The 10,913-nt window shown below is 45.8% G+C and carries 13 protein-coding genes; 12 read left to right on the forward strand and 1 reads right to left on the reverse strand.

Annotation, left to right across the window (positions count from 1 at the left end; all coding sequences use genetic code 11):
* Nucleotides 1–15 precede the first annotated feature (15 nt).
* The 12 genes from BLS59_RS23855 to istB all read left to right on the forward strand — a co-directional run bounded on the left by BLS59_RS23855 (nt 16) and on the right by istB (nt 10,686).
* Nucleotides 16–660, forward strand: a complete 645-nt coding sequence (locus BLS59_RS23855; RefSeq protein WP_091153374.1) for a hypothetical protein — start codon at nt 16–18, stop codon at nt 658–660.
* A gap of 8 nt (nt 661–668) precedes the next feature.
* Nucleotides 669–1,310 carry a hypothetical protein gene (locus tag BLS59_RS23860; RefSeq protein ID WP_091153378.1) on the forward strand — a complete coding sequence of 214 codons (642 nt, stop codon included), beginning with the start codon at nt 669–671 and terminating at the stop codon, nt 1,308–1,310.
* A gap of 5 nt (nt 1,311–1,315) precedes the next feature.
* Nucleotides 1,316–2,437: a conjugative transposon protein TraJ gene (gene traJ / locus BLS59_RS23865; RefSeq protein ID WP_091153381.1), complete on the forward strand. Its 1,122-nt coding sequence runs from the start codon at nt 1,316–1,318 to the stop codon at nt 2,435–2,437.
* A 19-nt stretch (nt 2,438–2,456) separates the two neighbouring features.
* On the forward strand, nt 2,457–3,074 hold the full coding sequence (gene traK / locus BLS59_RS23870; RefSeq protein WP_091153384.1) for a conjugative transposon protein TraK: 618 nt from the start codon (nt 2,457–2,459) through the stop codon (nt 3,072–3,074).
* Between the two features lie 14 nt (nt 3,075–3,088).
* Complete coding sequence (locus BLS59_RS23875; protein WP_091153388.1) at nt 3,089–4,207, forward strand: conjugative transposon protein TraM; 1,119 nt, start codon at nt 3,089–3,091, stop codon at nt 4,205–4,207.
* A gap of 51 nt (nt 4,208–4,258) precedes the next feature.
* Nucleotides 4,259–5,104: a hypothetical protein gene (locus BLS59_RS23880; RefSeq protein ID WP_205411344.1), complete on the forward strand. Its 846-nt coding sequence runs from the start codon at nt 4,259–4,261 to the stop codon at nt 5,102–5,104.
* Nucleotides 5,105–5,131: 27 nt separating this feature from the next.
* Nucleotides 5,132–5,416: a hypothetical protein gene (locus BLS59_RS23885; protein WP_091153391.1), complete on the forward strand. Its 285-nt coding sequence runs from the start codon at nt 5,132–5,134 to the stop codon at nt 5,414–5,416.
* A gap of 17 nt (nt 5,417–5,433) precedes the next feature.
* A complete protein-coding gene (locus BLS59_RS23890) occupies nt 5,434–5,706 on the forward strand; it encodes a helix-turn-helix domain-containing protein (protein ID WP_091153395.1) in 273 nt (90 codons plus the stop codon).
* Nucleotides 5,703–5,993, forward strand: coding sequence for a hypothetical protein (locus BLS59_RS23895; protein ID WP_240315324.1), 291 nt, complete (start codon nt 5,703–5,705; stop codon nt 5,991–5,993). Before BLS59_RS23890 ends, BLS59_RS23895 begins: the two co-directional genes overlap by 4 nt.
* Before the next feature lie 81 nt (nt 5,994–6,074).
* Complete coding sequence (locus BLS59_RS23900; RefSeq protein WP_091153398.1) at nt 6,075–7,724, forward strand: hypothetical protein; 1,650 nt, start codon at nt 6,075–6,077, stop codon at nt 7,722–7,724.
* 661 nt (nt 7,725–8,385) lie between these two features.
* A complete protein-coding gene (istA, locus tag BLS59_RS23910) occupies nt 8,386–9,921 on the forward strand; it encodes an IS21 family transposase (protein ID WP_240315325.1) in 1,536 nt (511 codons plus the stop codon).
* An 18-nt stretch (nt 9,922–9,939) separates the two neighbouring features.
* Nucleotides 9,940–10,686 carry an IS21-like element helper ATPase IstB gene (gene istB / locus BLS59_RS23915; RefSeq protein ID WP_091153408.1) on the forward strand — a complete coding sequence of 249 codons (747 nt, stop codon included), beginning with the start codon at nt 9,940–9,942 and terminating at the stop codon, nt 10,684–10,686.
* A gap of 33 nt (nt 10,687–10,719) precedes the next feature.
* Here the strand turns inward: istB and BLS59_RS32085 are convergent.
* A partial coding sequence (locus tag BLS59_RS32085; RefSeq protein WP_205411345.1) for a hypothetical protein occupies nt 10,720–10,913 on the reverse strand: 194 nt, incomplete at its 5' end.

The raw sequence follows: 10,913 nt of genomic DNA on the forward strand, positions 1-10,913 counted from the left end.
AAATAATTACCAGCGATGAAACGATTGATCATCTTTTTCTTTTTCAGCAGCCCGGCATGGGTACACGCCTTTGCTCAGGGGACCGGAAGCTTTTTTAACCAGCAGTCTTCGAAAGTAAAAATCATGGTGCAACAGATTGCTTATCTGCATATCCACCTCAGTGAGCTTAAAAGCGGTTACCGGATCGCAGAAAAGGGCCTTGAAAAGGCCCATGAGCTCAAAGGGGGAACCTACAGCCTGCACACGGATTACCTGAATTCGTTGCAGCAGGTCAGTCCCGTGATTCGCACTAACCCTAAAGCAAAAGCTACCGCAGACCTGCAGCAGCAGCTGATCCGCCTTTTTACCAGCGAGATCGCCTGGCAGCAAAGCGAAAAACTTTTCAGCCCCAAAGAAATGGCTTATCTGAAAAAAGTATATGACAACCTGCTGAAAGAAAGCAACCGGGATATGGATGAGCTCGTGCAGGTGCTCACGCCAGGTAAGCTTCAGCTCACAGACCAGCAGCGACTGGAACGGCTTGATCATCTGTATGAATCGATGAAAGACAAAAATGCATTCGCCGGTTCCTTTACTGCCCAATGCCGGAAAGTATCAACCGGCAGAAAACAGGCGGTGCGTGATCAGCAGCAAATGAAAAAACTATACGGAGTTCAATAATTACAGCCATGAAAAAACTACCGAGAATCGCATTATGTATGTTTTTTTTCAGCATCATCAGCTTTACAGTCCGGGCGCAGTCCGTATCAGATCTCCTCGAACAGCTGGCACTGGACTACCAGAAACTCGCAGGGATGAAAAATATCCTCAGTCAGATGTATAAAGGTTACGAGGTACTGACCAAAGGGTATAATTCCGTCAGGGATGTTTCACAGGGCAATTTCAGTTTGCATCAGGTTTTTCTGGATGGGTTACTTACCGCAAGTCCGGCAGTCCGGAAGTACCCGCGTGCCGGTGATATTATCAGCGATCAGTCATCAATTTTAGCCGAATACCAAAGAGCCTGGCAAATATTCAGACGGGATAAAAATTTCAGTCCAAAGGAAGTTAGTTATATGCTGTCCGTCTATAACAATCTGGTCAAAGCCAGTGGAAAAAATATAGATGACTTGTCGCTCATTCTGAGCGACAACAAGCTGCGGATGAGTGATGCCGAGCGTCTGGCTGCAATTGACCGGATCTATATGGAGAGCCAGAGCCAGCTCAACTATCTCCGGAAGTTTAATGATGAAACTTATAAAATGGCACTGCAGCGTTCGCTTGAAACGAATGACCGGCAAAACCTCAAAAATCTTTACGGAATAAACTAAAAGGTATGAAAAACAAGATCTTAAAAACTTCAATAATTGCGGTTGCGGGCATGTTTATACCGTTACTGTCCCGAGCTGAGGGTATCGCTGACGATTTGCATAGTCTACAGGGGATGCTGGCTCAGCTGTACAATCAGATGATGCCATTGTGCAGTGGCATGATCGGAGCCGGCAGGGCAATAGGCGGTTTCGCAGCGCTGTGGTATATCGCTTCGCGTATCTGGAAGCATCTGGCTGCAGCAGAACCGGTAGAAGTTTATCCGCTGCTCAGGCCATTCGCCATCGGCTTCTGTATTGTCATCTTCCCGATGGTGCTGAACCTGATCAATGGCGTACTGCAGCCGGTTGTCACGGCAACACAGGGTATGGTAACAGGTTCCAATCAGGCGATTGCACGTTTGCTGGAAGATCATCCGCAGGCGGAGGCAGAATCGCAGACCCCGGATAACACCAATTCAGATCCTGATAAATGGTACCAGTACAGTCATCCCGACGGTGCAGATACCGGGAACAGTAATCCGATTTCCGACGCGTTTTCCGGCTGGAGCATCAAGAACTGGGCCCGCAAGTTTATTGCCGAAGTGCTGAATGTACTGTTTCAGGCCGCTGCACTTTGTCTGGATACGATCCGGACTTTCAAGCTGATTGTGCTTGCCGTACTGGGGCCGCTGTGCTTCGGACTCAGTATTTTCGACGGCTTTCAGCATACACTGAAGCAGTGGCTGGCCCGCTATGTTAACGTATTTATGTGGCTCCCGGTAGCTAATATCTTCGGGGCCATCATTGCCAAAATCCAGGTCAATATGCTCATCGCCCAGCAGTCCGGCAATTTGGGCGGTAATGAGTTTGGCAATACCAATACCGCATATCTCATATTTCTGCTCATTGGTATCGTTGGCTACTTCACGGTGCCCAGCATTGCCAATTACATTATGAATGTAGGCGGGCATGCACTCTTTAACAGGGCAAGCGGTCTGGCATCTATGGCCGTTTCCTATGCAGGTGGTATGGTTGTACAAAACCTGACGAGGTTCGGCCCTCCGAAGGACCAGCAGCCAACACAAAGCGGGGGAGAAAGCAACAGCGGCAACATGGCCATTCGGGACAAACTAACCGGAAAATCCTGATTCACTCAAATCAAGAAAGATGTTTAAGAAAATGCAAAATATCGAAACCGCCTTTCAGTATGTCAGAGGTTTCACTTTTATACTCACGATTGGTTATTTCCTCACCATTTGTTACTACGAATATTCCCGGGAGAAACTGATTACCAGTATCCAGAACCGGCTGTATATTCTCTACAACGGGAAGGTACTGGAAGCCATGGCAGCCGACCGCCGTGATAATGTCGGTGTGGAAGCTAAAGATCATATCAAGACCTTCCACCAGTTGTTTTTTACTTTGTCGCCGGATGATAAGGTGATCCAGTCGAACCTGAGCAAGTCGCTTTACCTGGCGGATGAATCAGCAAAAAAGGAGTATGATAACCTCAGTGAAAGCGGTTATTATGCCAATATCATTGCCGGAAATATCAGCCAGCAAATCGAAATAGACAGTGTGGCGGTGGATCTCCGGAGCTATCCTTATCATTTTCGCTGCTATGCCACACAGAACCTGATCCGTACAACCAGCACGGTTACCCGCAGCCTGATCACGGAAGGAGACCTGCGCAACGTTTCAAGAAGCGATAATAACCCGCACGGATTTCTGATCCAGCGCTGGATTACACTGGAGAACCGGGATATCAAAGTCGTCAATCATTAATTATTAAAACAGATATGGAAATGCAAACGCTCAAACTGCAGCGTCAGCGCAAAATGCTGCTGGTGCTCCCCCTGGTGATGGTCATTTTTACCACACTATTATTTATTGCGCTTGGCGGCGGACAGACCGCCGACGGCCTGCCGAAAAAAGATAATCCCGGCCTGAATATAAGGCTGCCCGATGCAAAGCTGAAGAATGATCACGCTTTAAATAAAATGAGTTATTATGATCAGGCTGCATCAGATTCACAGAAGCTAAGAGAGCAGATGAAAACTGATCCGTATTATAAAAGCAAGGTGGCGTCGGACACGTCCGGCATTCACTTTCCAGGGGACAATGCGCTCAAACCCGATAGGGGGGCAACCGCCCTGCAGAGCAACAGCGATCCCCTGAGAAGTGAGGCCAAAGTCTACCGGAAACTCGCAGAATTGCAGGAGGTCATTAACCGTCCTGCGGCAGAAAACAAAGATTCAGAAATCCGAAGCGCCGGAGCCGGGCCGGTGACCACCAGTAACCTTCACTCGGCAACCGAACAAGCAAAAGAAGATCCGGAACTGCGTCAGATGAATGGTTTGCTGGAAAAAATCCTGGACATTCAGCATCCTGGCCGTCTGAAAGAGAACGCCGATCAGTTATTTCCTGCTGAAAACAAAAAGTTTCAGGCTATTCCGGCTGTGATCGATGGTAATCAGAAAATTACCCAGGGAACGGTGGTTAGACTCAAACTCCTGGACACGGTTACCCTGAATGGACAGCTGATTCCCAAAGGTCAGCTGATCTTTGCCGGCGGCAACCTCTACAATCAGCGGCTGACGCTGAATATTAAAAACATACGTGTAGGATATACTATTCTGCCGGCAGATCTTACCGTTTTTGATATGACCGACGGACTTGAAGGCATCAGTGTACCGGAAGCAGTTACCGGAGATGCGCTGAAAGACGGCGCCAGCAGCAGTGTGCAGGGCGTGGAATTTATGAGTCTCGACCCATCGCTGACCACACAGCTGGCGGGAGCAGGATTGAACACGGCCAAGGGCCTCTTTTCTAAAAAGGTAAAGCGGATCAAGGCTAAACTGAAAGACGGACACCAGCTGCTGCTCAGAAATAATAGAATGGTGAATCCGGGCAGATAACCCGCAAGATATTCATGAAGATCAATCATTATCATTAAAAGTGCAATTGTTATGAACGAAAAAAATTATGATTACCTGAAAAATCAGGTCAAGTTTCTGGGTTTTGGAGATACCCTGGAAAAAGATTTGGGTGAAAAGATCAAGCTTCAGCCAGCGAATTTCACTTTGGAACACCAAACCAAATTCGGAGAGGACCGGGTTGATTCTGTACTCACTTTCCAAAAGTCCAAAGAAAGTGAAATGTATTTCTTTAACAGTTTTGATATGGCCATTAATGCGGCCGGAAAGGACGATACGCTGCGCCAAACCTATTACGTGGGTAAAGAAAACAACCTGACCCTGAAAGAGAGGTATAACATGCTCGAAGGGCGCGCTGTATTTAAAGAGTTCAATAAGCTCGAGCAGGTTGGCGAGGGCAATAATATGAAATTCAAGGCTACCGATGAAACATATCAGGCCTGGACCCAGCTTAACTTTAAGCAAACGGATGAGAACGGCAATTTCCTGCAGCGTAAGCTATTCGGCTTCGACCTGGAAAAAATACTCGCAAAATACCCCATTAAAGAACTGGAAGATAATTATGATAAAAACCGGCTGATCGCTTCACTGGAAAAAGGTAACCGGCAGACCGCAACACTGACTGCAGGCGGCATTGAACAGAAGATATCCATAGAGGCAAATCCACTGGACAAAGGGCTCAAATTTTATGACAGCAATATGCAGCGTCTGGAGGTTAAACAAAACGATACACAAAAACAGCAACAGGGACAAAATATTGCTCAGGGTGAGACAGGTGCTGTTCAAAAAGAAGATCAGAAGCAATCGCAGAAACATGATCTCCAGGACGAAAACAAGCAAACAGGTCAGCGTAAAAGAAGTCAGCAGAAGATATCCTGATCAATAATTTAAACGGATATAACCAGTATGGAAACACTGCAGCCATTAAGTTCATTTTTTAAAGCTATCGATAAAGACGGCCGAATTTCGCTTACCCATATAGGGATTTACGCCGCTTTACTCCGGTACTGGCAGCTTAAGGGTTATACAAATCCTATTGAAGCATTCAGCTATGAAATGATGGAGGTGGCCAGAGTCTCCTCGCCGTCTACTTATCATAAATGCGTGCGGGATCTCCATGATTTCGGTTATATCCGTTATGATCCGTCTTTTAAACATAATCAGCGGAGCAAAGTATATCTGCTTTTATAAATTTAATTGTGATTGCGATGAGTGTGGAAGTGATAACTAAGGAAGATCTGCAGGCCTTCAGACTGCAGCTGCTCGGGGATATCAAACAGTTGCTTGGCGAAAAGACCGAAGTTGCCAAAGAATGGCTTAAGGGAACAGAAGTCCGGAAGATGCTGAAAGTATCACACGGAACACTGCAAAATCTCAGGATAGCCGGTAAACTTTGCTACTCCAAGATAGGCGGAACTTATTATTACCGGTATAAAGAGATTATCGGAATGCTTGAAAGCGGTATGGAGGGCGTCAGTTGAAGAAATCTCCGGAAAAGTATTTAAGCATCGCGTTCGCCCGGTTAGAAACCGACCACCGGATAACTTCCTGGCATGTTAGTCTGTATATGGCGTTATTTATGCTATGGACCAAAAGCGATTACAGAGATACTTTTACCGTATCACGCAGCGCGCTGATGAAGTTAAGTCACATCCGCAGTTATATGACCTATCACAAATGTATCGGCCAGCTCAGGGATTTTGGTTATATCAGTTACCTGCCGTCCTACCATCCTGCACGCGGAAGCGCTATAGTAATGCTGTTTTAACAGACACCGTTGATTTGTGCAGACAGAGACCGGGCTAAAACAGGAAGGGATTTGCTAAATTTGAATAAGCAATGTCTGATTATGCCTGTACACCGCGTTAAACAACATTTGGAAATCCCTTCCATTAATTTCGATTTAAGTGACGAATACTGGCCGCTGATCAGTGCGCCTGCCGGAGAACGTCACGGTACAGAAAAAGTAACGGAAGCGGGTGCGGTTCAGGAAGCGCTTAAAGCCTCTTTTTCAACCTGCGGAACGCTTTTTACGAAAACGCTGGCTCAGGAGACCAGGGCTTCGTTCTACCTGTATGTGCAGCATCTTCTGGAAAATACCTGCGAAATCTATGAAGATATTATCGCAGGAAAAGAGGTTCCGGTAAACAAAAGTGAGTTTGCTAATGTAAGACGAACATTGCGTATAATTCTTGAGCAATCAGTTACCCTGGAACTTCAGGGACACCGGAATTTTATGGCGGAGATACGCGCCAATGTTAAACACTATATCGGGCAACTCGAAAGACTGCTCTATCTGGGTTATCAGGCATTTCTCATCAGTCAGGAAATTGCCCGTAGTCAGCTCTTTCCAAAATCAATAATGATTGATGTTGACAAGCAGGGATTGCTGGCAATGACAGCTCTGCCGCCCTATAACCAGCTCTTTGCTTATCTGGAGCGTGATATGCCGAAGCATGACAAAAGTGTCGTTCTTTATCATAACATTAATGAACTTATCGCAATCTGGCAAGAGCTCGGCGCAGATTATGGCGAGCTTACTTCTTTTATGGCCAACCAGATCGGCCGGCCCGTCTTTCGTATCAGCGTCATGCCTAAAGAGGTATACTATCAGGAAATCGCTAATAAGTTCGGTGATGCAGGAGGAGTTGCCATCGATTTTTATGAAGGTCTGATGGTTACTGCGCAAAATGTGCTGAGCTTTGAAGACTGTATCCTGAGGAGCCAGGATATCCGGCGCTTTATGTACCGTCCTCTGGCAGAAATTAGCATTGACGGTACAAAATATATTATCGCAGGTATAAAACGGTGGAAAGAAAGCCTGGCTACGCTCACTACCAATGCCCTGCCCTGGGGACACGTAGCCGAGGAATGGAAAAAACACAAAAAAATTAAAGCGTTTGTTCAGCATCTTTCAAGTACTCATGATGATATACTTGAAAATGCCGCTGTTGTCCTGCTGAAAAAAAAGCAGTTTGTTCAGGATAAAAGCGTTAAAAGTCTCCGACAACACAAAGGAAATAATTTAAACATCGATAAAATACCCGGCGTTGGCGAAATTGATCTTGTTTTCGCTGATCAGGAAAAGAAAATACTTTACATAGCAGAGTGCAAGCACAATAAATCAAGATTTGATTACTTCAACTGGAAGCGTGATTACACTGCATTCATAGAGAAATATGAAACCCAGCTCAGTAACAAACTTACATTTGCCAAAGGCAACACTGAACGGATTCTCGTTCATCTGGAGGTAGTGAACGATATTGAGATTGCTGACAAAAACAAATATCTGGCAAAAGGAATCTTTTTGATTAACGCGCCGACCATATATATGTATGACGCGGCTTATCCGGCACTTACCTTACATAACCTGGGTGAACTACTGTCTGATGCCTATGTTATTCCTGCGTTTGCGTTCGCAATGCCTGACGGACGTGAAGGACTCGTCGAACAGCCATATTTCAGGAATTTGGAAAAATCCGGCACCGGTAATGCCTGACAAACTGTATTTTCTGCTACTGGCGGACTTCGCCGCGACCCGGTTGTGTCCGGTAAAAATGTATAACCGGAATAAGGGTGTATAACCGGCCTGGTAGTTTCAGCGCCGTACATTCACCAACGGAATCCGCGTCTGGAAGTCAAAAAATTTAATGACTGACCTGCTAGTCAGGCGTGGCAGTGTTACTGCCCGTTTAACCGTTGCTTTACGAATAGTTCTGATAAGCAGATTCAGCAGACACACAAAAGGCTGCGGAAAGTCATCCTGATATTCAAAGAGTTGGATGTTTCTTTCTCTTTTTCGTTTAACAGACTACTCCTTTACATGCTCCTTCCTGTTTGTATAATAACCAAGGTACTCCGGGAATATCTGGTTAAGGCAACAATATATTCAGCGCCGCTACTTCCGTTTCAATTAAAACTGGGTGATTCGGAAATACGGCGTAAGGGTGAAAAGTGGCTGAAAACAGTTGAAGGCAGTTACAGCAATTTTGCTGAAATCAATAGCTGACACTTGTTAACATGCCGCCGGTTCGCTGTCATACTGACAAGCGAATTCCGGAGCGACTGATCTATCCTGATTTTGTAGCTGTGCTTTATCGGCAACCATCATTCCTGGAGATGATAATCCAGTTGAGCGAATGGCTAACACTACTTTAAGCATGAGTAAGATCAGACAAATATTAAGAATGTATGACCAGGGCAGAAGCAGACAATATATAGCGCTGCACCTGGATATCGCACGTAACACAGTTAAAAAGTACTTGGCGACATACGATGCCAGCGGGTTAAGTTTTAAAGAAGTCAATGCACTCGATGACAAGGCACTTGAAGATTTTTTTGGTAAGGCCAGAGAGCGGGAACGCGATCCCAGTCAGCGTATGCAGTCATTGCTGCGTTGTTTTCCCCACGTTGATAAGGAATTAAAACGCATCGGGATGACCCGTAAGATCCTTTGGGAAGCCTATAAAACAGAGTTTCCTGACGGTTACGCCTATACGCAGTTTTGCGACTATTACGTGAGCTGGAAGGGCCGGGTAAATCCCACCATGCATCTGGATCACAAAGTAGGTGATAAACTGTTCGTGGACTTTGCCGGTGAAAAGCTAAGCTATGTGGACAGGGATACCGGCGAGGAGGTCGCCGTTGAAGTGTTCGTGGCCATACTTGCGGCCAGTCAGTTAACCTATGTAGAAGCCGTTCACAGTCAGCAGAAAGAAGACTTTATCTCGGCCTGCGAGAATACGATGCACTACATTGGCGGAGTTCCACAGGCACTGGTGCCGGATAATCTCAAAGCCGCCGTAACCAAAAGTAACCGGTATGAACCCACACTGAATGAGACTTTTCTGGATTTTGCAAATCATTATGGAACCACAATTCTGCCTGCAAGGGCCTATCGCCCGCGTGACAAGGCATTAGTCGAAGGGGCGGTTAAAATTATGTACCGCCGTTTATATATCCCCATTCGCCAGCACACTTATTTTTCTCTGAAAAGCCTGAACACCGCTATCCGGGCAATCGTGGATGAACATAATAATCAGCCGCTGAAAGGCCGCAACTACAGCCGGAAGATGCAGTTTGAAGAGGTTGAACGGCAGACGCTGGATCCGCTGCCGGTACAGCGTTATGAGTTTAAAAAGATTTTCTATGGCACGGTGATGAAAAACAGCCATATCTGCTTAGGGCCTGATAAGCACTATTACAGTGTACCTATCCGTCTGATCGGAAAGAAGATCAAGATCCTGTATTCCGGTTCAACGGTAGAAATCTTTTCCAATTATGACCGCGTAGCTGTCCATAAGCGTAATAAGACGCCTTATCAGCATTCTACCCAGCAGGAACACCTGGCCAATACACACCGTTACTCCAATGAAAGAACACCGGAGAAATTTCTGGAAGAAGCCGCCGCCTATGGCGAAGATGTAGTTTCATACATCCTTAAGATTATGGAACGCAAGCAGCATCCGGAACAGATCCGCAAATCTTGTGAAGGTATCCTTAGCCTGGGTAAAAAGGCCGGTGCAGATCGTCTGGCCAATGCCTGCAGAAAGGCGATGGATTATGGAGTGTATACCTACAAAAACATTCAGTCCATCCTGGAGAACAACATGGACAGCTATAAGGAAAGCATCTTCGCTGATGAGCTGCTGATGCCTACGCATGATAATATCCGCGGAGAAGACTATTATAAATAAACTGTTATAACGATATAAATGAATACGACTACATTAGAGAAACTTCGCAAATTAAAGTTCACAGGTATGTACAATGCCTTTAAAGCCAACCTCGAAAATGGTAAGGCTGAAGAATATACTTCTGACCAGATGCTGGCATTACTGGTAGACGCTGAATATGACTACCGGATGAACAAACGCATCGGGAGTCTGATTATCAATGCCAGATTCCGTTATAAAGCTTCCATTGAAGAAATGAATTATCATCCGGATCGTAACATCGACCGGAACTTTATCCAGCGCCTGGCAGACTGCACTTTCATTTCCAGGGCAGAGAACATTCTGATCACCGGATCTACAGGTTGCGGAAAGAGTTACCTGGCTACCGCTCTCGGTTTTAATGCCTGCGAAAAAGGATACCGGGCGATGTACATGAGCATCACCAAGCTATTTCCGAAACTAAAAATGGCCAAGGCGGACGGGACCTATATCAAGGAAATTGCCAAGATCGAAAGAATGAACCTGGTCATTTTTGATGACTTCGGGATACACCCGCTGGATGCGCAAAGCCGTGCCATCCTCATGGAAGTGATTGAAGATATTCACGGGAAAACCTCAATGATTTTTACTTCACAGCTTCCGGTTAATAAATGGTTTGAGGTCATCGGTGAACGTACAATTGCAGATGCCATACTGGACCGGATTACACCGGAAGCCCACCGGATCGAAATAGAAGGAGAGTCGATGCGTAAGCGCAGAAGCAGGAAAGACGATTACGATTATTAAAAGTGCAGTGGTGTATTTTTAATAAACATGCTATTATACGAGCGGGATTTTCCTTAAAGTTAAATCCGGAAATTTTAGTAAGTATCTGATAATAAAGGATATAAATGCATTAAAAAGTAACGATTTGGGTGTGTGGAGATTCCGCTCAAACTGACCACCCCATTCCGGTTTAAAGTGACCACCCGTTCCGGGTTCAAACTGACCACCCCATTCCGGAGCAAACTGAC

The sequence above is a fragment of the Mucilaginibacter pineti genome (genome assembly GCF_900101875.1).
Lineage (GTDB): Bacteria > Bacteroidota > Bacteroidia > Sphingobacteriales > Sphingobacteriaceae > Mucilaginibacter > Mucilaginibacter pineti.

Excerpts from the sequence above, each read along its gene's own strand:
- BLS59_RS23880 (WP_205411344.1), top strand. The coding sequence starts at position 4,259 with ATGAACGAAAAAAATTATGATTACCTGAAAAATCAGGTCAAGTTTCTG.
- BLS59_RS23900 (WP_091153398.1), top strand. The coding sequence starts at position 6,075 with ATGCCTGTACACCGCGTTAAACAACATTTGGAAATCCCTTCCATTAAT.
- BLS59_RS23860 (WP_091153378.1), top strand. The coding sequence starts at position 669 with ATGAAAAAACTACCGAGAATCGCATTATGTATGTTTTTTTTCAGCATC.
- traJ (WP_091153381.1), top strand. The coding sequence starts at position 1,316 with ATGAAAAACAAGATCTTAAAAACTTCAATAATTGCGGTTGCGGGCATG.
- traK (WP_091153384.1), top strand. The coding sequence starts at position 2,457 with ATGTTTAAGAAAATGCAAAATATCGAAACCGCCTTTCAGTATGTCAGA.
- BLS59_RS23890 (WP_091153395.1), top strand. The coding sequence starts at position 5,434 with ATGAGTGTGGAAGTGATAACTAAGGAAGATCTGCAGGCCTTCAGACTG.
- BLS59_RS23855 (WP_091153374.1), top strand. The coding sequence starts at position 16 with ATGAAACGATTGATCATCTTTTTCTTTTTCAGCAGCCCGGCATGGGTA.
- BLS59_RS23875 (WP_091153388.1), top strand. The coding sequence starts at position 3,089 with ATGGAAATGCAAACGCTCAAACTGCAGCGTCAGCGCAAAATGCTGCTG.
- BLS59_RS23885 (WP_091153391.1), top strand. The coding sequence starts at position 5,132 with ATGGAAACACTGCAGCCATTAAGTTCATTTTTTAAAGCTATCGATAAA.
- istA (WP_240315325.1), top strand. The coding sequence starts at position 8,386 with ATGAGTAAGATCAGACAAATATTAAGAATGTATGACCAGGGCAGAAGC.
- istB (WP_091153408.1), top strand. The coding sequence starts at position 9,940 with ATGAATACGACTACATTAGAGAAACTTCGCAAATTAAAGTTCACAGGT.